Genomic DNA, 19,990 nt, shown 5'->3' on the forward strand with positions numbered 1-19,990 from the left:
CCGTCCGCGTTCCCTGTGATCGCCACGGCACGCATACTCGGGGGATGACCGCCAACGAGCCGCTCCCCGCCATCGCCGGGTACGACGTCGTCGTCCTCGCGGGCGGTGCCGCCCGGCGGCTCGGCGGTGCGGACAAACCCGGTGTACGGGTGGGTGGCCGGGCGTTGCTCGACCGGGTGCTGGCCGCCTGCGCCGACGCGCGCGTCACCGTCGTCGTCGCCGATCCCCGGCCGACCGCACGACCGGTGACCTGGGCGCGCGAGGATCCGCCCGGTGGCGGTCCGGTGGCCGCGCTCGACGCCGGGCTGCGGCACACCAAGGCCGAACGGGTCGTCGTCCTCTCCGCCGACCTGCCGTTCCTCGGCGAGCCGACGGTACGGCGCCTGCTGGCCGCCCTGCCGGCGACCGATGCGGACGGTGCCACCGGTGCCGCCGCCGTCGACGGCGTGCTGCTCACCGACGCCGACGGCCGCGACCAGCCCCTCGTGGCCGTGTACCGCGCGTCCGCGCTGCGCCGGGAGCTGGCCGCCCTCGCCGACGGGCACGGCACCACCACCGGGCTGCCTCTGCGCCGGCTCACCGCCGGTCTCGATCTCACCCGCGTCCCCGACCCCGTCGCGTCCTTCGACTGCGACACCTGGGACGACATCGCCACTGCCAGGGCACGCATCAGGGAGCATGGCCACGTGTTGGATGAATGGATTTCCGCAGTCAAGGACGAGCTGGGCATCGACCTCGACGTCGACACCGGTGTGCTCCTCGACCTCGCCCGCGACGCCGCCCACGGCGTGGCCAGGCCCGCGGCACCGCTGACCACCTTCCTCGTCGGCTACGCCGCCGCCCAGGCCGGGGGAGGCCCCGAAGCCGTGGCCGAGGCGTCCCGCAAGGCCGTCGACCTCGCCCTGCGCTGGGCGGACGAGGACACCCCCGACGCCGGGCCCGAGCCGGACACGGCACCCGGCGCCCCGACCGACACCCGACCGGACGCCGGATGACCGCCCGCGCGGCCCGCCCCGGCGAGGACGCCAGGGGCGCCCAGGGCGCGGAGGACCTCGACGTCGAGGAGGTGCTCGCCCTCGTGAACGAAGGCAGCGGTCGCTCCGCCGGTGAGCACGTGCCCTCCCCCGCCCCGCGGACCGGCGACCACGAGACCCCGCCCCGCCCGGCGGCGCCCCGGCACCGGGCCACCCCCTGGCCCGAGGCCCGCGCCGACGCCGCCCGGGCCGCCCGCTCCGCCGGCAGGGCCGCCCACCGCGCCCCGGTCTCCGTCACCCTCGACGACGCCCTGGGTCTCACCCTGGCCGCCCCTCTCACCGCCCTCACCGATCTGCCCTCCTTCGACACCTCCGCGATGGACGGCTGGGCGGTCGCCGGCCCCGGCCCCTGGGCCGTGCGGGACGAGGGCGTGCTCGCCGGACACGCGGAGCCGGAGCGGCTCACCGACGGCGAGGCCGTCCGGATCGCCACCGGCGCCCGCATCCCCCTCGACACCACCGCGGTCCTGCGCAGCGAGCACGGCCGCACCGACGACAAGGGTCATCTGCACGCGACCCGCGAGAGGGCGCACGGCCAGGACATCCGGCCGCGCGGCCAGGAGTGCCGCGGCGGCGACCAGCTCCTGGCGGCCGGAACCCTGGTCACCCCGGCGGTGCTCGGCCTCGCCGCGGCCGCCGGCTACGACACCCTCACCGCCGTACCCCGTCCCCGCGTCGAAGTCCTCGTCCTGGGCGACGAGTTGCTCACCGAGGGCAAGCCGCACGACGGGCTGATCCGGGACGCGCTGGGCCCGATGCTCCCGCCCTGGCTACGGGCGCTCGGCGCCGAGGTGATCGCCGTACGCCGTCTCGGTGACGACGCCGAGGCGCTGCACCAGGCGATCACCGGCTCCGACGCCGACCTGGTCGTCACCACCGGAGGCACCGCCTCCGGCCCCGTCGACCATGTCCACCCCACCCTCCGGCGGATCGGCGCCGAACTCCTGGTCGACGGCGTCAAGGTGCGGCCCGGGCACCCCATGCTGCTGGCCCGGATCAAGGAGCACCAGCACCTCGTGGGCCTGCCCGGCAACCCCCTCGCCGCCGTCTCCGGACTGCTCACGCTCGCCGAGCCGATGCTGCGCATCCTCGCGGCCCGCCCCGCGCCGGAGCCGTACACGCTGCCGCTGCGGGACGAGGCGCACGGGCATCCGCACGACACCCGGCTCGTCCCCGTGGTCCTGCGCGGTGACCATGCCGTGCCGCTGCACTACAACGGCCCGGCGATGCTGCGGGGCATCGCGGGGGCCGACGCCCTGGCTGTCGTACCGCCGGGCGGGTCGCGGGCCGGTCAGGAGTCGGAGCTGCTGGACCTGCCCTGGGCCACAGCCGGAATCGGGGTGTGTTTCACGTGAAACTTCCGGGTCGTGACGCGATTGCCCGCGAGGCCGACGAACATCTCGTGACACATCGGGTGGAACTTCCACGCAAGGTCGTGGAGCATCCGTTCCGGCAGGTGGCCAAGCGGCTGTCGATGGCCCTGTTGGTCCTGGTGGCGACCGCCCTGATCGTCTATGCCGACCACGACGGGTACAACGACAGCTCCGACGGCTCGGTGGACTTCCTGGACGCGTGGTACTACGCGACCGTCACCCTCTCCACCACCGGCTACGGCGATGTCACCCCGGTCAGTGACGCCGCCCGGCTCACCAACATCTTCGTCATCACACCTCTGCGGGTGATGTTCCTGATCATCCTGGTCGGCACCACGCTGGAGGTTCTCACCGAACGCACGCGGGACGAGTGGCGACTCAACCGCTGGAGGTCCACCTTGCGCGACCACACCGTTGTCATCGGTTTCGGCACGAAGGGGCGCTCGGCGATCCAGACCGTCTGTGCGACGGGACTGAAGAAGGAGCAGGTCGTCGTGGTCGACCCGAACTCCAAGGTGATCGAGGCGGCGACCGCGGACGGTTATGCCGGGGTCATCGGGGACGCGACGCGCAGCGATGTGCTCAAGCGGGCCGAGGTGCACAAGGCCCGGAAGATCATCATCGCCACGCAGCGCGACGACACGGCCGTCCTGGTGACCCTGACCGCCCGGCAGCTCAACAAGGGCGCGAAGATCGTGGCCGCGGTGCGGGAGGAGGAGAACGCCCCGCTGCTGAAGCAGTCCGGCGCCGACGCGGTGATCACCAGCGCCAGTGCCGCCGGACGGCTGCTCGGCCTGTCCGTGCTCAGCCCCGCGGCCGGCATGGTGATGGAGGACCTCATCCAGCAGGGCAGCGGGCTCGACATCGTGGAGCGGCCGGTCATAAAGGCCGAGGTGGGCAAGACCGCGCGGCAGACCGACGACCTGGTGGTGAGCGTCATCCGCGGGCACCGGGTGCTCGGTTACGACGACGTGGCCATCGGCACGCTGCAGCTGACGGACCGGCTGATCACGATCGTGCGGGCGACGCCGGGTTCGCAGATCGCGCCCGACGTCCGCCCGCTGCTCCAGGACTGACCGCCCGGGAACGACTCCTGGGACCGGCCGCCCCCGGAGGGGCGGGGCGGCCGGCTGCTCGCGGTGTGGTCCACCGGCTACTTGCGGTTGTACAGCCGCATCGTGATCGGCCCGAAGACCGCGATGAACAGGCCCGCCCAGCCCAGCGACCAGGCGACCTCGTCGGCCGGCCAGTCGCCCGCCATCAGGCCGCGCACCGCCGACGCCACATGGGTCACCGGGCTGTTGTTCACGAACGCCTGCAGCCAGCCCGGCATGGTCTTCGGGTCGACGAAGACGTTCGACAGGAAGGTGAGCGGGAAGATCACCATCATGCTGACGCCCATCACCGACTTCTCGGAGCGCAGCATCAGCCCGAACATCGTCCAGATCCACGAGAACGCGAACGAGAACACCACCAGCAGCGCGATCCCGGCGAGCACGCCGCCCACCCCGCCGTCCGGTCGGTAGCCGAGGATCACGCCGACCGTGAGCATCACGACGGACGCGATCGTGTAGCGCAGGGCGTCGCCCAGCAGATAGCCGACCATCACCGACGGCCGCCAGATCGGCAGCGTACGGAAACGGTCGAAGACGCCCTTCTCGATGTCGGTGTTGACCGAGACGCCGGTGTACATCGTGATCATCACGACCGACATCACCAGGATGCCCGGCAGCAGGAACTGGATGTACTCCTTCGGGGACCCGGCCAGGGCGCCCCCGAACAGGTACGTGTACATCAGCACCATCATGATCGGGAACGCCGTGACGTCGAAGAGCTGCTCCGGCACGTGCTTGATCTTGAGGATGGCCCGCCAGCCGAACGTCAGCGAGGCGGACAGGGCGCTGGGCCGCGGCGGGCGCTCACCGGCGATGAGCAGCGCGGCGAGGGACTCGGCGCTGACGGGGGCGAGGTCCTTGGTCTCGGTCTGCGTCACGGTGCTCATGCCGCCACCTCGTCCTTCGCGTCGTCGGAGCCCTGCGAGTTCTTCGCGTCGCGGGTGTCATGTCCGGTGAGGGCGAGGAAGACCTCGTCCAGGCTGGGCTGCCCCAGGGAGAAGTTGTCGACGACGACTCCGGTACGGGCCAGTTCGGCGAGTGCGCGGGCCGCCTGCTCGGCCGCCCCCTGCCCGTTCGCCGCCCCGCTCCCGACCCGGGCGGTCAGCGCCACCGGGTCGGGCTCCAGCTGCACGTCCACGTTCAGGGCCAGCCGGAGCACCTCCTCCGCCTGTGGCCGTTGCGCGGGATCTCGTAGCCGCAGATGGACGGAGCCGGCGCCCACGGACGCCTTCAGCTCGCCCTTGGTGCCCTCGGCGATCACCCTGCCCTGGTCGATGACGGCGATCCGGGACGCCAGCTGGTCGGCCTCGTCCAGATACTGCGTGGTCAGCAGCACGGTGGTGCCCTGGGCGACGACCGCGCGCACGATGTCCCACACCTGGTTGCGGCTGCGCGGGTCCAGGCCGGTCGTCGGCTCGTCCAGGAAGAGCAGTTCGGGGGTGTTGAGGATGGAGGCGGCGATGTCGATACGCCGCCGCATGCCGCCGGAGTAGTGCTTGACCTGCTTCCCGGCCGCTTCGCCGAGACCGAAGGCGTCCAGCAGCTGGGCGGCGCGGTCCCGGGCCGCCTTCTTCTGGTGACCGAGGAGCCGGCCCAGCAGGACCAGGTTCTCCGCGCCGGTGAGGTCCTCGTCCACCGACGCGTACTGGCCGGTCAGGCTGACCCGGCTGCGGACCTCGTCGGCGTCCCGTACGACGTCGTGTCCGAAGACATGGGCCTCACCGCTGTCCGGCCGGAGCAGGGTGGCGAGCATTTTCACCGTGGTCGTCTTTCCGGCGCCGTTCGGACCGAGGACGCCGTAGACCGTGCCGGCCGGCACCGCGAGGTCGACTCCGTCGACGGCCCGTGTCTCGCCGAACGTCTTCACCAGGCCTGCGGTCTCGATGGCCAGGCCGGACGTGTGCTGGCTCATGGTGGGTTCCTTCCGCGTACTTGGGTTACGCATGGGGAGACCTTTACGATCGCGCAAACTCATCGGTCGCGCACAGGGATTTGTCGGGAGATCGGCCCAAGGACCGACAGGCACCCGACTCAGGGCGGACCCGGGGACCGACGGGAACCGGGACCAGGGACCGACAGGAACGGGGCCCAAGGACCGACAAGGGGCGCGTCCGGGGACCGACAAGGGTCCGACCCGGGGCCTGGGGGTAGCGTCGTTTTCATGTATGCGATCACGATTCCCGAACCTGGTGGGCCCGAGGCGCTGGTGTGGGACGAGGTCCCGGATCCCGTGCCCGGCGAGGGCGAGGTGCTGGTCGAGGTGGTGGCCAGTGCCGTCAACCGCGCCGACATCCTGCAACGGCAGGGCTTCTACGACCCGCCGCCCGGCGCCTCCCGGTACCCCGGCCTGGAGTGCTCCGGACGGATCGCCGGGCTCGGCCCCGGCGTCTCCGGCTGGAACGTCGGCGACGAGGTGTGCGCGCTGCTCGCCGGCGGCGGCTACGCCGAGAAGGTCGTCGTCCCGGCCGGCCAGCTGCTGCCCGTGCCCAAGGGGCTGGACGTCAGGCAGGCCGCCGCGCTGCCCGAGGTGACCGCGACCGTCTGGTCGAACGTCTTCATGATCTCCCACCTCCGTCCCGGTGAGACCCTGCTCGTGCACGGGGGCTCCAGCGGTATCGGCACCATGGCGATCCAGCTCGCCAAGGCCGTCGGCGCGCGGATCGCCGTCACGGCGGGCACCAGGGAGAAGCTGGAGCGCTGCGCCGAGCTGGGCGCCGACATCCTGGTCGACTACCGCGAGCAGGACTTCGTCGCCGAGCTCAAGGAGGCCACCGACGGGGCCGGCGCCGACGTCATCCTCGACAACATGGGCGCCAAGTACCTGGATCGCAACGTCAAGGCCCTCGCCGTCAACGGCCGCCTCGCGATCATCGGCATGCAGGGCGGCATCAAGGCCGAGCTGAACATCGCCACCCTCCTCACCAAGCGTGCCGCGATCAGCGCGACCTCGCTGCGCGCCCGCCCGCTCGGCGAGAAGGCGGCGATCGTGGCGGCCGTACGCGAGCATGTGTGGCCGCTGGTCGAGGCCGGTCACGTCCGCCCGATCGTCGACCGCGAGATCCCGATGAGCGACGCGGCCGCCGCCCACCGGGTCGTGGAGGAGAGCGGCCACGTCGGAAAGGTCCTGCTCGTCACGTCGTAGAGGTCCGTCACGTACGCCGTAGGCAGCCGTCCCGCCGCAGGTTTCCCTCGCGCCGAAGGGCTCAGGAGAGGCCCCGTCGCGCCCGCAGCGCGACGAAGGCGAGTCCCAGGCCGAGCCCGACCAGGATCAGCCCGCCCCCCAGGGGCAGGATCCGCAGTCGGGGCTCGGCGGGGCGCTCCGCGTGCGGGACGGCCTGCCGGGCGGGTGGCCGGGGCAGCGGCGAGGCCGACCCCTCACCCGTCTGCCGCGGCGACGGCGGTACGACGCCACCGTCGTCCTCCGGTACTGCTTCCGGCACGACTTCCGGTACCGCTTCGGGTTCCGCCGCCTCCGTGTCCACCGGCTCGGCCCGCCCCGCCGCCTCCCGCCGCCCGGGCCGATCCCGCCCCTCACCCGGCCGACTGCCGGCCCGGGTGGGCCGGGTGGCGGAGGGGGACACGGGTGGCGAGGCGGAGGCACGACCGGGACCGGCTGCGGGGCCGACCGCGGGATCGGCGCCCCTGGCAGAGGAGGAAGGGGAGGCGGAGGCGGAGGGGGTCGAGGCGGTTGTCGCGTCGACCGTCGGCGACGGCCCGGCCACGTACGGCGCGTCAACCGTGTACGGCGACTCACCCCCGTACGCCCGCCCCGTGCCGTACGGCAGCACGACCGCCCCCGACCCCACCACGATCAGCACCCCTGTCACGCGCAGCGATCGCAGCCATGGAATCACGGCACAAGCCTGTCATTCATGGACGCAAGCGGCATTCCGAATGGATCCGTAGGGTCATGAACGGTGGATCAGCCTTTACCGGGGGCACCAAGCCGATGAGGTGTCCGTGTGCGAGAGAATGGCGGCATGGAGATGCCGAGGAACGAAAGGCCGCCGGAGAACCCCCAGATCCTGGTCGTGGGCCAGGACGGGATGGCTCTCGGTGGCGGTGGTGACGAGGACTCCCGCGAGGTCCCGGTGACAGAGATGGTGGAGCAGCCCGCCAAGGTCATGCGTATCGGGAGCATGATCAAGCAGCTGCTGGAGGAAGTGCGCGCGGCTCCCCTGGACGAGGCGAGCCGGGTCCGGCTCAAGGAGATCCACGCCAGCTCGGTGAAGGAGCTGGAGGACGGTCTCGCCCCCGATCTCGTCGACGAGCTGGAGCGGCTCTCGCTGCCCTTCACCGACGACGGGATCCCCAGCGACGCGGAACTGCGGATCGCGCAGGCCCAGTTGGTCGGCTGGCTGGAGGGCCTCTTCCACGGGATCCAGACGACCCTGTTCGCCCAGCAGATGGCGGCGCGGGCCCAGCTGGAGCAGATGCGCCGCGCACTGCCGCCGGGGGCCGGCGGCCACGAGGACGAGGACGACCCTCGTACGATCGGGCGCTCGGGCGGCCCGTACCTGTAGGCCGGCTCGCGGGCCGTGCAACCCGTCCACGAACGACAAGGGCCCGGCAGCCTCGGCTGCCGGGCCCTTTCGCGCGATCCGCGGATGGTCCACGTGCGGTTGTCCCGCCGGAGTCAGGACGGGTTGCCCGTGGAGATCTCGAACTGCATCTCCGGCGGGTTCTTCGGGTCGAAGTCCGTGCCCGAGGAGGGGTACTGCTTCATGATCGTGCCGTCGCCGTAGGTGTTCTCGTCGACCGAGGTCTTGTCGTACTTCCACCCGGCCGCCTTGAGGCACTCCAGGACCGAGTCCCAGTTCTTGAAGGCGAAGTCCGGCATCCGCACCTGCTCGGGGTCGTTGTACGACTCCTCGGGCTCGGTGCACTCGGTCTTCTCGACCGTCTTCGTGGTGTCCGGCCCGCGGTAGCCCTCCGCCTTGGCCGACGCGGACACCGACGCCCCGGCGCTCTCCTTGGCGCTCGGGTCGTCGTCTCCGCTGCCGCTGTTCATCAGCAGTGCCGTGATCAGCCCGCCGACCGCGATCACCGACACCACGATCGAACCGATGATCACCGACCGGTTGTTCTTGCCGCCGCCACCGGAGGAGGTCTGGGTGGTCTGGGGCGAGAGGTTGTAGGGCGGCGGGGTCGACGAGTGCTGTTGCGGCGCGTACCCGGCCGGGCCGGGCGTCTGGTAGCCGCCCTGCTGCGGATAGCCGTACGCCGGGGAGTGCGCCGACGGCTGCGGGGTGCCGTACGCGTGCGGCGGCGGGGTCGGCTGGTACGGCGTCTGGACGTTGCCGCCCAGAGGGGTCGTCTGGTCGATCGGGGGGAACACCGCGGAGCCGACGCCCGCACCGCTCTGCGTCGGCGCGCCCGGCACGATGCTCGGCGCGGCGGCCTGGAAGGACGCGGCGACCCGCAGGCACTCGTCGCGCATGGCCTCGGCGCTCGGGAAACGCTCGTTCGGGTTCTTCTTCAGCGCGCGGGCGACCAGCGCGTCCACGGCCGGCGGCAGCGCGCGGTTGATCGACGAAGGAGCGACCGGCTCCTCCTGCACATGCGCGTAGGCGATGGCCAGCGGTGAGTCCGCGTCGAACGGGATCCGCCCGGTGACCAGTTGGAACAGCATGATGCCGACCGAGTAGAGGTCGGAGCGGGCGTCCACGCCCCGGCCCAGCGCCTGTTCCGGCGACAGGTACTGCGGGGTGCCGACGACCATGCCGGTCTGCGTCATCGAGGTGACACCGGACTGCATGGCGCGGGCGATGCCGAAGTCCATCACCTTGACGACGCCGCGCTTGGTCATCATCACGTTGCCCGGCTTGATGTCCCGGTGGACCAGGCCCATCTCGTGGCTGATCTCCAGCGCCGCGAGCACGTCCGCGGTGATCTTCAGCGCCTTGTCGGCGGGCATCGCGCCGAACTGCCGTACGTCCGTGTTCAGTACGGAACCGAGGGGGTGGCCCTCGACGTACTCCATGACGATGTACGGCATCGTCGAACCGTCCAGCTCGTCCTCGCCGGTGTCGAAGACGGAGACGATGTTGGTGTGGGTGAGCTTGGCCACGGCCTGGGCCTCGCGGCGGAAACGCTCGCGGAAGGCCTGTTCCCGGCCCAGCTCGGTGTGCAGGGTCTTGATCGCGACCTGGCGGTCGAGCACCGTGTCGTACGCGAGGTGCACCGAGGCCATGCCGCCTTCGCCGAGCAAGTCGCGCAGCTGATAACGGCCGCCGGCGAGCGCCCGCCCCGCGTACCGGCCCTGTGCGCCGTCCTGGCTCATGTCTCTGCGTCCCCCGTAGGCCTTCGGCGCCCAAGTGTGCCGTTGATCCAAAGTGCTATTCCCGGCCAAGTCTGCCGGAGGGCACTGACACGTCAAGCGCGGTGCCCGTTCCGTGACCGTACGCGAAAGAAAGGTCGCGCAAGAGTTACAGCAGGCGTACGCCCGGTACACACAATTTGCACACCGGCACGTACTGCGGGTTTCATGGCCGGTCTCCCTCGGGCCGGTTCCCGGGGTCTTCCCGGATCGGCGGCTTGCGCGGAGGCTGTAGCGTGGCCGACGGAGACCGTAACAACACCGCGCGCACCGCGGGCAGAAACGACGGCGAGGACTGATGGCACAGCAGCAGCGCGCTCAGGGCCCGTCCGACCCCGAGGCGACTGGCGGCGGGATGTCAGATGCGCCGGAAATGTGGGGAAACGGCGGACTGGTCGGGGACGGCCGTTATCGGCTGACCGGCAGACTCGGCCGGGGCGGCATGGCCGAGGTGTTCGCAGCCGAGGACGTCCGCCTCGGACGCACCGTGGCGGTCAAGCTGCTGCGCGCCGACCTCGCCGAGGACCCCACCTCCAAGGCCCGCTTCACGCGCGAGGCCCAGTCGGTCGCCGGCCTCAACCACCACTCGATCGTCGCCGTGTACGACTCCGGCGAGGACTTCGTGGGCGGCCAGTCCGTGCCGTACATCGTGATGGAGATCGTCGAGGGCCGCACCATTCGCGACCTGCTCCTGAACGCCGAGGCACCCGGGCCCGAGCAGGCGCTGATCATCGTCTCCGGTGTCCTGGAGGCGCTCGCCTACTCGCACCAGCACGGCATCGTGCACCGTGACATCAAGCCGGCCAACGTCATCATCACGCACAACGGCGCGGTGAAGGTGATGGACTTCGGCATCGCCCGCGCCCTGCACGGCGCGTCCACGACGATGACGCAGACCGGCATGGTCATGGGCACCCCGCAGTACCTCTCCCCGGAGCAGGCCCTCGGCAAGGCCGTCGACCACCGCTCCGACCTGTACGCGACGGGCTGTCTCCTCTACGAACTCCTCGCGCTGCGGCCCCCGTTCACCGGTGAGACCCCGCTGTCGGTGGTGTACCAGCACGTCCAGGACATCCCGACGCCTCCGTCGCAGGTGTCCGAAGCCGTCCCGCCGGAGCTCGACGGCCTGGTCATGCGCTCGCTCGCCAAGGAGCCGGACGACCGTTTCCAGACGGCCGAGGAGATGCGCGGCCTGATCCAGTACGGCCTCCAGATGCTGTACGAGCAGGGCAGCCACACCGGCACCTGGAACACCGGCCCCGTCGACCACCACGACGGGCGGCACACCCCGGCGGCGGGCATGGCCGGCACGTCCGTGCTGCCGCATCCCGGCGCCGACTCCTCCGGCACCGCGCAGATCCCGCAGCCGATCCTGCCCAACCGCTACGGCGGCGGGGACGAGGGCGGCTTCGAGGGCCACGGCAACCGGGGCGGCGGGCGCGGCAAGCTGTGGATCCTCGCCGTGCTCGCGGTGGTCGCCATCGCGGCGGGCGTCGCGCTCGCCCTCAACGGCGGTGGCGGCAACGGCGGCGGCACGGGCACCTCGAAGTCGCCGACCACCTCGCAGACCACCGACGACGCGACGGCCAGCGAGACGCCGAGCGACGACACCAGCGAGCAGCCCACGGACACCTCGACGGACGACGACACGGGCACGAGTTCCGGTACGGGCTACACGCCCTCGTACACGCCCTCGTACACCCCGTCGAACACGGCCCCCCAGGATCCGACCGACGACCCGACGGCCGACCCCACGACCGCGGAGCCGACGACCGACCCGACGACCGAGGACCCGCCGGACCCGACGGACGACCCGACGGACACGAGCGGCGGCACCATCGACGGCGGCGTCACGAGCGGCAACGACGGCGGGGGCAACTGACCGCCCACCACATCACCCTCCACGCGCGCGTGCGGTCCGGAAACGGGCTTCGCGCGCGCGTGTGGTCGTGGACGCCCTCCCCGGGAGCCGCTCAGTCGGCGAACGCGGCGCACACCTCGTCGTACTCGCGGGTCCACCACACCGCGAGTGCCGAGGCCGCCGGGAACTGCGGATCGGCCCGGGTGTCACCGCGTTCGTAGTGCCAGCGCAGCATCCAGAAGTCGTTGAGGCGCTCCCACCACACGCGGTGCACGGCCGCGGCGAGTTCGGAGGGCGTGGCACCGGCCGTACGCCGGTAAGCGCGCGCGTACGCCCGCACCTTCGGCAGGTCGAGGGTCCCCGCGGGCCGTACGAAGAAGATCGCGGCGGCCCGTACGGCCTCCTCGGCGCGGGGCTTCACCCCGAGCCGGTCCCAGTCGACGATCGCGGCCGGACTGTCCCCCTGGTAGAGCAGGTTGAAGGGGTGGAAGTCCCCGTGCACCCAGCCCACCGAGGCGCCGCGCGGCGGACGCCGGCCGGCGTGCTGCTCCAGGAGGGCACGCCGTTCCAGGAGGCGGTGCCGGGCCAGGGCGTCGAAGGAGTCGGCGGGGCGGTGGCGGCGTACGTGGGCGAGCAGGTCGTCGATGAGGACGAAGGTGTCGGCGGGGTCGGGGCTCGCGGCGGGGTCCGGGCCGTGAGGGGGTTCGGAGGCGTCGCGGGGGTCGGCGGCCTCAGTGACGTCCGCCCGCTCGGTACGCGCCCGCGCGTGCGTGCGCATCACGCGCTCCAGGCTCGCGTGCACCACCCCCAGGAGCGCCCCGAGCCGTCCGCACTGGGCGGTGGTGAGCTGGCCGCCGTGGCGGTGCCGGCCGTCGACCCAGGGGTGCAGGGCGTAGGCGTGCCCCCCGACGACCGCGACCGTGCGCCCGTCGCGGCCGGTCAGCGGGGGCGCGACGGGGACGCCCAGGTCGGCCAGGCGCTGGGTGGCCCGGTGCTGGCGGGCGATGGCGGCGGGGTCGGCCGTCTCGGGGTCGAAGTGGTGCTTGAGGAAGTAGCGGCCCCGGGTCGTACAGAGCCGGTAGCCGCGGTTGAGCAGCCCCTGGTCGACGGGCTCGCAGGTGAGGGCGGACCCGGCGGTGTACTGGCGGAGGACGGCGCCCAGCGGGGGCGCGTGGGGCATGAGGGGTGGTACACAAGAGCGCGGCACGCTGCCCGATGCTAGGGCACGATGCAGGCCCCTGAGCTGGGCGTTGTCACAGACAGTCGCATTCGGTCACGGGATGTGCCGGAAGTGGCTTTCCAGGGCTTCGGCGGTCGCCTGGACGGTCCCGAATCGCGGTTCGATGCACAGGTAGACGGGCTCGTCCGGCTCGCCGTCGACGCGGTACGGAGTGGGCCCGAAGCGGTCGATCTCCGCGGCGGTCGGCTCGTACGCCTCGCACGCGCCGACCACCTGCACCGACCAGAGCCGCTCCCCGGGCCGGGCGACGCCGAGGTTGTCGGAGCCGTAGGCGACCACGCTGCCGGCGCACGCCCGGTGGTCCCCCTGGTTGCCGGGCATCCGCAGCAGCACCCGGCCGTCCACGACGATGTGCCGGGCGAAGGCGAGGAAGGGCAGGGCCCGCACGCTGGTGGCGACCCGGCCGTAGCCGGTACGGGCGAGCAGCTCGACGGCGCGCTGTTCCTCGGAGGACATGCCATCCAATGTCCCCGCGCGCGGGGACCCGCATAAGAGGCGCCCGCCCCTTCGAGGAGGGGACCTAAGTCCCTCGGCGGCCACCCGCCGGTCCCTCGGCGATCACTCAGCGGCGCTGTTGTTCCACCTGGAGCCGGGCCACATAGGCGGCCGCCTGGGACCGCCGTTCCATCCCCAGCTTGGACAGCAGACTCGACACATAGTTCTTGATGGTCTTCTCGGCGAGGTGCAGGCGTTCGCCGATCGCGCGGTTGGTCATTCCCTCGCCGATCAGGTCGAGAATCCTGCGTTCCTGGTCGGTGAGGTGCGCGAGTCTGTCGTCGGAGGCGGCCTTGCCGCCCTCGCGCAGCCGCTCCAGCACGCGCGCGGTGGCCACCGGGTCCAGCAGGGACCGGCCGGCGGCGACGTCCCGGACGGCGCTCAGGAGTTCGTTCCCGCGAATGGCCTTGAGGACGTATCCGGAGGCGCCCGCCATGATCGCGTCGAAGAGGGCCTCGTCGTCGGCGAACGAGGTCAGCATCAGGCACGAGATCTCCTCGTCCCGCGAGCGGATCTCCCGGCACACCTCGACACCGCTGCCGTCCGGGAGGCGTACGTCGAGGACCGCGACGTCGGGCGCGGTGGCCGGAATCCGTACCAGTGCGTCGGCGGCCGTGCCCGCCTCGCCGACCACTTCGATGTCTCCCTCGCCCGACAGCAGCTCATGCACACCGCGCCGGACCACCTCGTGGTCGTCGAGAAGAAATACTCTGATTTTTCCGTCTTCGCGCACGCGGTCAGTGTCACACAGGCGTTCACGACCCGCCCCGGGGAGGCTCTTCCCGTGACCTGGGTCACCGGGATAACGTGCCGTTGTTCCGGCCCCCTGCAAGGCTGTGACCAGGGACAGCGCCCGTTTTTGCGACTTTACTTGGAAATCCAAGCAAAATCGCAGGTCAGAAGGGGTTTCACAGAAATGTGGAGCACTGGGTAACGTGCCTGATGCAGGGCGCTCGCCGGGGCACCTGTCACGCCTGTTCCCGAACGAGCCGCACCCACCCCGTGCGTCCGGAGGGCCGCAGGTGAGCCGCACTGGCACCCGGCGAACCCGGGTAGCCGGACCGACGGAGGAGCACACGTGACCGTGGAGAGCACTGCCGCGCGCAAGCCGCGACGCAGCGCAGGTACGACCGGTGCGAAAAGCACGGCCGGCAAGCGCCCGACCGCAAAGAAGTCGCCAAGCACCGAGCCCGAACTCGTCCAGTTGCTGACGCCCGAGGGCAAGCGCGTCAAGAACGCGAAGAACGCCGCGTACGACAAGTACGTCGCGGACATCACCCCCGACGAGCTCCGCGGCCTGTACCGCGACATGGTGCTCACCCGACGCTTCGACGCCGAGGCCACCTCCCTGCAGCGCCAGGGCGAGCTGGGCCTGTGGGCGTCGCTGCTGGGCCAGGAGGCCGCCCAGATCGGCTCCGGCCGCGCCCTGCGCGACGACGACTACGTCTTCCCCACCTACCGCGAGCACGGCGTCGCCTGGTGCCGCGGGGTGGACCCGACCAACCTGCTCGGCATGTTCCGCGGCGTCAACAACGGCGGCTGGGACCCGAACAGCAACAACTTCCACCTCTACACGATCGTCATCGGCTCGCAGACGCTGCACGCCACCGGCTACGCGATGGGCGTGGCCAAGGACGGCGCGGACTCGGCGGTCATCGCCTACTTCGGCGACGGCGCCTCCAGCCAGGGCGACGTCGCGGAGTCCTTCACCTTCTCCGCGGTCTACAACGCCCCGGTGGTGTTCTTCTGCCAGAACAACCAGTGGGCGATCTCCGAGCCCACCGAGAGGCAGACCCGCGTACCGCTCTACCAGCGCGCGCAGGGCTACGGCTTCCCCGGCGTCCGCGTCGACGGCAACGACGTCCTGGCCAGCCTGGCCGTCACCAGGTGGGCCCTGGAGCGCGCCCGCAACGGCGAGGGCCCCACGCTCGTCGAGGCGTACACGTACCGCATGGGCGCCCACACCACCTCCGACGACCCGACGAAGTACCGGGCCGACGAGGAGCGCGAGGCCTGGGAGGCGAAGGACCCGATCCTGCGCCTTCGCCGGTTCCTGGAGACCTCAAACCACGCGGACGAGGGATTTTTCGCGGAACTGGAGGCCGAGAGCGAGGCGTTGGGCAGGCGAGTGCGCGAAGCGGTCCGTGCCATGCCGGACCCGGACCGGTTCGCCATCTTCGAGCACGCGTACGCGGACGGGCATGCGCTGGTGGACGAGGAGCGGGCGCAGTTCGCCGCCTATCAGGCGTCGTTCGCCGACGCCGAGGGGGAAAACTGAGATGGCGGAGACGGTGACGGTCAAGAACATGGCGCTGGCGAAGGCGATCAACGAATCGCTGCGCACGGCGCTGGACACGGACCCCAAGGTCCTCGTCATGGGCGAGGACGTCGGCAAGCTCGGCGGTGTCTTCCGGGTGACGGACGGCCTGCAGAAGGACTTCGGCGAGAGCCGGGTCATCGACACCCCGCTCGCCGAGTCCGGCATCGTGGGCACCGCGATCGGCCTCGCCCTGCGCGGCTACCGCCCGGTGGTGGAGATCCAGTTCGACGGTTTCGTCTTCCCGGCGTACGACCAGATCGTCACGCAGCTCGCGAAGATGCACGCGCGGTCGCTGGGCAAGGTCAAGATGCCGGTCGTCGTCCGGATCCCGTACGGCGGTGGCATCGGCGCGGTGGAGCACCACTCGGAGTCCCCCGAGGCGCTGTTCGCGCACGTGGCCGGCCTGAAGGTGGTCTCCCCGTCGAACCCGTCGGACGCCTACTGGATGATGCAGCAGGCGATCCAGAGCGACGACCCGGTGATCTTCTTCGAGCCGAAGCGCCGCTACTGGGACAAGGGCGAGGTCAACACCGAGGCGATCCCCGGCCCGCTGCACAAGGCGCGGGTCGTCCGCGAGGGCACCGACCTCACCCTCGTCGCCTACGGCCCGATGGTGAAGCTCTGCAAGGAGGTCGCCGACGCGGCGGCCGAGGAGGGCCGGTCCCTGGAGATCCTGGACCTGCGGTCGGTGTCCCCGCTGGACTTCGACGCGATCCAGGCCTCGGTGGAGAAGACCGGCCGCCTGGTGGTGGTCCATGAGGCACCGGTGTTCTTCGGCTCCGGCGCGGAGATCGCCGCCCGGATCACCGAGCGCTGCTTCTACCACCTGGAAGCGCCGGTGCTGAGGGTCGGCGGCTACCACGCCCCGTATCCGCCGGCCCGTCTGGAGGACGAGTACCTGCCGGGCCTGGACCGGGTGCTCGACGCCGTCGACCGTGCCCTGGCGTACTGAGGAGAGGGTCGTGACGACGATGACGGAAGCGTCCGTACGCGAGTTCAAGATGCCGGACGTGGGCGAGGGCCTCACCGAGGCCGAGATCCTCAAGTGGTACGTCCAGCCCGGTGACGTGGTCACCGACGGCCAGGTGGTGTGCGAGGTCGAGACGGCGAAGGCGGCGGTGGAACTGCCGATCCCGTACGACGGCATCGTCCGCGAGCTGCACTTCGGCGAGGGCACCACGGTGGACGTGGGCACGTCGATCATCGCGGTGGACGTCTCGGGCGGGGGCGCGGCTCCCGCGGAGGCCGCACCAGCGGCCGAGGCGCCCGTGGCCGAGGAGCCGAAGGCCGAGGAGCCGAAGTCGGTGGGCTCGGGCCGGCAGCCGGTCCTGGTGGGGTACGGCGTGGCGGCCTCCTCCACCAAGCGCCGCCCCCGCAAGGGCCCGGAGATCCCGGCCCAGGAGGCGCCCACGGCTATCCAGGCCGAGATGAACGGACACGGTTCCGCCGCCCCCGTGGCGGCTCCCGTGGCTCCCGTGAAGGAGCGCCCCCTCGCCAAGCCGCCGGTGCGCAAGCTGGCGAAGGACCTGGGCGTCGATCTGGCGACGGTGGTCCCCTCCGGCCCGGACGGCGTCATCACCCGCGAGGACGTGCACGCGGCGGTGGCACCCCCCGCGGCGCCCGAGCCGACGGCACCGGTCGCGGCACCCGCGCCCGCCCCTGCCGCGGCGGCCACGTACGACACCGCGCGCGAGACCCGCGTCCCGGTCAAGGGCGTCCGCAAGGCCACGGCCGCGGCGATGATCGGCTCGGCCTTCACCGCCCCGCATGTCACGGAGTTCGTGACGGTCGACGTGACCCGCACGATGAAGCTGGTCGAGGAGATCAAGCGGGCCCCCGAGGAGCACGGGATGCAGGGCCTGCGGGTCAACCCGCTGCTGCTGGTCGCCAGGGCCCTGCTGGTCGCGATCAGGCGTCACCCGGACATCAACGCGTCCTGGGACGAGGCCAACCAGGAGATCGTGCTCAAGCACTACGTCAACCTGGGCATCGCGGCGGCCACCCCGCGCGGCCTGATCGTCCCGAACATCAAGGACGCCCACGCCAAGACCCTGCCGCAGCTGGCGGAGTCGCTGGGTGAACTGGTGTCGACGGCGAGGGAGGGCAGGACGTCCCCCGCCGCCATGCAGGGCGGCACGGTCACCATCACCAACGTCGGCGTCTTCGGCGTCGACACCGGTACGCCGATCCTCAACCCGGGTGAGTCCGCGATCCTCGCGGTCGGTTCGATCAAGCCCCAGCCCTGGGTCCACAAGGGCAAGGTGAAGCCCCGTCAGGTCACCACCCTGGCCCTGTCCTTCGACCACCGCCTGGTGGACGGGGAGTTGGGCTCCAAGGTCCTCGCGGACGTGGCGGCGGTCCTGGAACAGCCGAAGCGGCTGATCACCTGGGTGTAAGGGGAGGCGGGGCCGCGCACCCCCGACGGGATGCGCGGCCCCAACACCGTTCCCGGTCCCGGTCGGGCCCCGACGCCGTTCCCGGTCCCGGTCGGGCCCCGACGCCGTTCCCGGGCCGGCTCATGCGGGTCCGTTCGGGTACCGGCTCATGTCGAGGCGTAGCCGTACGTAGTCCGCGTTGCCGGGGCCGGGTCTGCGGTGGCCGTCCGGGTGCCACCCGAGCCGGGTGTAGAAGGCGTGGGCCCGGCTGTTGCGTTCCCAGGCCTCCAGTACCCCCGTGCGCAGTCCGCGCTCGCGCAGGAAGCGCACGTAGGAGGCGTGGAGCCGGCCGCCGACGCCCTGGTTCCAGCAGCCGGGGCGGACATGGATCTGGTAGAGCTGCCCCGCGGTCGTGGCGTCCAGGTCGGGGTCGTGCGGCGGGCCCATCGCCACGATGCCCGTCAACTCCTCGCCGCGCAGGGCGCAGAGCACGCGGCGGGTGTCGTCGCGGAGGGCCCGCTGCCAGGCCGCACGGCGACCGGACCAGGCCTTGGCGGAGGTGAGTTCCGCGTCCGAGTGGCCGCCCGCGCGGTAGTAGGCGGTGCGGGCCTCGGTGTGCAGGTCGGTGAGGGCGTCCAGGTCGTCCGGGTGCGCGGGGCGCAGGGCGAGGGGAGGAGTCGTCATGGGCCCACGGTGAAGGGCCCCTCACCGAGGTGAGGGGCCCTTTGCCCGGACTGTGCCGACTGCTGGGAAAACGTCAGCTGATCTTGGCGTAGCCGTAGTTGATGAGCTTCTTCACGTCCGCGGTGCGGTTGGTCGCGTTGGCGGCCGTGAGGACCGCGCCGACGACCGACTCGCCGTTCTTCGTGGCCGCGAAGACGAGGCAGTACTTGGCCTCGGTGCCGGAGCCGGTCTTGATGCCGAGCGTGCCGTTCCAGCCGAGCAGGGTGTTGGTGTTGGTCCACTTGCCCATCGTGCGGGTGGAGCCGGTCTTCGTGATCGTCTTGGCCTGGTACGTCTTGGCCTTCACGACGGTCTTGAAGGTGGAGCTCTTCATCGCGCTGCGGGCGAGCAGCGTCAGGTCCTTCGCCGACGAGTAGTTCTTGCCCTTGCTTATGCCGTCGAACGAGTCGAAGTGGGTGTTCGTCATGCCGAGGTTCTTGGCCGTGGTGTTCATCTTGCCGATGAAGTTCTTGGTGCGGGCCGAGACCGTCGAGCCTGAACCGAACTTGTCGGCGAGGGCCATCGCGGCGTCGCAGCCGGACGGCAGCATCATCCCGTAGAGCAGCTGACGGACGGTGACCTTGTCACCGACGATCAGGCGGGCCGACGAGGCGCCCGAGGCGACGATGTAGTCGCTGTAGGCCTTCTTGATCGTGACCTTGGTGTTCAGGTTCAGGTTCGACTGCGCGAGCACGACCTTCGCCGTCATGATCTTCGTGGTGGAGGCGGTGAGCCGGTGGGTGTTCTCGGACTTCTTGAAGAGGGTCGCGCCACTGGCGCTGTTCATCACGAACCCGCTCTTCGCCGTGATGCTGGGCGTCGCGACGGCCTGTGCCGGTGCCGCGGTGAGGGCTCCGGTGGCGAGCACTGCGCCGGTCGTGACGACGACGGCTGCGGCTCTGCGGACACGGAAGCCCTTGGTGGCGGTAATCAAGTCAAATACCCCGAATACGTCGAATGCCCCTGGAGTGCGGCCGAGTTGGAAGGGAAAAGAGTAAGGCCGCACACATGTGACACGTGAATAGCACGGAAGGTTGTGCGTCGGCTGGGCCGAGTCTGGACGTATTCGATGCGGGGGTTTCCCGAGGTCCGCATCGTGGACGGGATCCCACATGCGTACGTGTTGTATCTAAGC

At 71.1% G+C, this 19,990-nt stretch carries 18 protein-coding genes; 9 read left to right on the forward strand and 9 right to left on the reverse strand.

The annotated features are described in order from the left end of the window. Window positions 1-44 precede the first annotated feature (44 nt). Genes ACZ5VD_RS14120 through ACZ5VD_RS14130 form a run of 3 tightly spaced genes read left to right on the forward strand, consistent with a single transcriptional unit; the run spans window position 45 to window position 3,483 of the window. A complete protein-coding gene (locus ACZ5VD_RS14120) occupies window positions 45-995 on the forward strand; it encodes an NTP transferase domain-containing protein (RefSeq protein ID WP_468682343.1) in 951 nt (316 codons plus the stop codon). Next, window positions 992-2,389 carry a molybdopterin molybdotransferase MoeA gene (locus tag ACZ5VD_RS14125; protein WP_468550013.1) on the forward strand — a complete coding sequence of 466 codons (1,398 nt, stop codon included), beginning with the start codon at window positions 992-994 and terminating at the stop codon, window positions 2,387-2,389. Before ACZ5VD_RS14120 ends, ACZ5VD_RS14125 begins: the two co-directional genes overlap by 4 nt. Continuing rightward, complete coding sequence (locus tag ACZ5VD_RS14130; RefSeq protein WP_468550012.1) at window positions 2,386-3,483, forward strand: potassium channel family protein; 1,098 nt, start codon at window positions 2,386-2,388, stop codon at window positions 3,481-3,483. The genes ACZ5VD_RS14125 and ACZ5VD_RS14130 overlap by 4 nt, the downstream gene beginning before the upstream one ends. Window positions 3,484-3,560: 77 nt before the next feature. Here ACZ5VD_RS14130 and ACZ5VD_RS14135 read toward each other — a convergent pair whose 3' ends face one another. Both ACZ5VD_RS14135 and ACZ5VD_RS14140 read right to left on the reverse strand, forming a co-directional pair. Continuing rightward, a complete protein-coding gene (locus ACZ5VD_RS14135) occupies window positions 3,561-4,409 on the reverse strand; it encodes an ABC transporter permease (RefSeq protein WP_468550011.1) in 849 nt (282 codons plus the stop codon). Continuing rightward, on the reverse strand, window positions 4,406-5,434 hold the full coding sequence (locus tag ACZ5VD_RS14140) for an ATP-binding cassette domain-containing protein (RefSeq protein WP_468550010.1): 1,029 nt from the start codon (window positions 5,432-5,434) through the stop codon (window positions 4,406-4,408). Before ACZ5VD_RS14140 ends, ACZ5VD_RS14135 begins: the two co-directional genes overlap by 4 nt. A gap of 249 nt (window positions 5,435-5,683) precedes the next feature. On the opposite strand from ACZ5VD_RS14140, the gene ACZ5VD_RS14145 reads away from it, so the two are divergent. Continuing rightward, a complete protein-coding gene (locus ACZ5VD_RS14145) occupies window positions 5,684-6,664 on the forward strand; it encodes an NAD(P)H-quinone oxidoreductase (RefSeq protein WP_468554287.1) in 981 nt (326 codons plus the stop codon). Between the two features lie 61 nt (window positions 6,665-6,725). On the opposite strand, the gene ACZ5VD_RS14150 is transcribed toward ACZ5VD_RS14145, so the two are convergent. Next, window positions 6,726-7,376: a hypothetical protein gene (locus ACZ5VD_RS14150; RefSeq protein WP_468682344.1), complete on the reverse strand. Its 651-nt coding sequence runs from the start codon at window positions 7,374-7,376 to the stop codon at window positions 6,726-6,728. A gap of 126 nt (window positions 7,377-7,502) precedes the next feature. Here ACZ5VD_RS14150 and ACZ5VD_RS14155 point away from each other — a divergent pair, with 126 nt between their 5' ends. Beyond that, the gene (locus ACZ5VD_RS14155) at window positions 7,503-8,045 is read left to right on the forward strand and encodes a bacterial proteasome activator family protein (protein WP_468554285.1); all 543 of its coding nucleotides are present in this window, start codon (window positions 7,503-7,505) and stop codon (window positions 8,043-8,045) included. Between the two features lie 113 nt (window positions 8,046-8,158). On the opposite strand, the gene ACZ5VD_RS14160 is transcribed toward ACZ5VD_RS14155, so the two are convergent. Beyond that, complete coding sequence (locus ACZ5VD_RS14160) at window positions 8,159-9,805, reverse strand: protein kinase domain-containing protein (RefSeq protein ID WP_468682345.1); 1,647 nt, start codon at window positions 9,803-9,805, stop codon at window positions 8,159-8,161. A 334-nt stretch (window positions 9,806-10,139) separates the two neighbouring features. Between ACZ5VD_RS14160 and ACZ5VD_RS14165 the strand changes: the two genes are divergently transcribed. After that, a complete protein-coding gene (locus ACZ5VD_RS14165; RefSeq protein ID WP_468682346.1) occupies window positions 10,140-11,723 on the forward strand; it encodes a protein kinase domain-containing protein in 1,584 nt (527 codons plus the stop codon). Between the two features lie 91 nt (window positions 11,724-11,814). Here the strand turns inward: ACZ5VD_RS14165 and ACZ5VD_RS14170 are convergent, their stop codons facing one another. The 3 genes from ACZ5VD_RS14170 to ACZ5VD_RS14180 all read right to left on the reverse strand — a co-directional run bounded on the left by ACZ5VD_RS14170 (window position 11,815) and on the right by ACZ5VD_RS14180 (window position 14,170). Next, the gene (locus ACZ5VD_RS14170) at window positions 11,815-12,882 is read right to left on the reverse strand and encodes a phosphotransferase (RefSeq protein WP_468682347.1); all 1,068 of its coding nucleotides are present in this window, start codon (window positions 12,880-12,882) and stop codon (window positions 11,815-11,817) included. A 93-nt stretch (window positions 12,883-12,975) separates the two neighbouring features. Further along, a complete protein-coding gene (locus ACZ5VD_RS14175) occupies window positions 12,976-13,398 on the reverse strand; it encodes a pyridoxamine 5'-phosphate oxidase family protein (RefSeq protein WP_468554281.1) in 423 nt (140 codons plus the stop codon). A gap of 106 nt (window positions 13,399-13,504) precedes the next feature. Next, on the reverse strand, window positions 13,505-14,170 hold the full coding sequence (locus ACZ5VD_RS14180; protein WP_468682348.1) for a response regulator: 666 nt from the start codon (window positions 14,168-14,170) through the stop codon (window positions 13,505-13,507). A 345-nt stretch (window positions 14,171-14,515) separates the two neighbouring features. Between ACZ5VD_RS14180 and pdhA the strand changes: the two genes are divergently transcribed. The 3 genes from pdhA to ACZ5VD_RS14195 are packed head-to-tail and all read left to right on the forward strand — an operon-like array spanning window position 14,516 to window position 18,153. Next, on the forward strand, window positions 14,516-15,715 hold the full coding sequence (gene pdhA, locus ACZ5VD_RS14185) for a pyruvate dehydrogenase (acetyl-transferring) E1 component subunit alpha (protein ID WP_468682349.1): 1,200 nt from the start codon (window positions 14,516-14,518) through the stop codon (window positions 15,713-15,715). 1 nt (window position 15,716) lies between these two features. Continuing rightward, entirely contained in the window at window positions 15,717-16,709 is a 993-nt protein-coding gene (locus tag ACZ5VD_RS14190) for an alpha-ketoacid dehydrogenase subunit beta (protein ID WP_468682350.1), read from the forward strand. Window positions 16,710-16,719: 10 nt separating this feature from the next. Then, complete coding sequence (locus ACZ5VD_RS14195) at window positions 16,720-18,153, forward strand: dihydrolipoamide acetyltransferase family protein (protein WP_468682351.1); 1,434 nt, start codon at window positions 16,720-16,722, stop codon at window positions 18,151-18,153. Window positions 18,154-18,273: 120 nt separating this feature from the next. On the opposite strand, the gene ACZ5VD_RS14200 is transcribed toward ACZ5VD_RS14195, so the two are convergent. Continuing rightward, window positions 18,274-18,816 carry a GNAT family N-acetyltransferase gene (locus tag ACZ5VD_RS14200; RefSeq protein WP_468682352.1) on the reverse strand — a complete coding sequence of 181 codons (543 nt, stop codon included), beginning with the start codon at window positions 18,814-18,816 and terminating at the stop codon, window positions 18,274-18,276. A gap of 73 nt (window positions 18,817-18,889) precedes the next feature. Continuing rightward, window positions 18,890-19,789 carry a D-alanyl-D-alanine carboxypeptidase family protein gene (locus ACZ5VD_RS14205; RefSeq protein WP_468554275.1) on the reverse strand — a complete coding sequence of 300 codons (900 nt, stop codon included), beginning with the start codon at window positions 19,787-19,789 and terminating at the stop codon, window positions 18,890-18,892. Window positions 19,790-19,990 lie beyond the last annotated feature (201 nt).

The sequence above is a fragment of the Streptomyces sp. NPDC032822 genome (assembly GCF_055578825.1).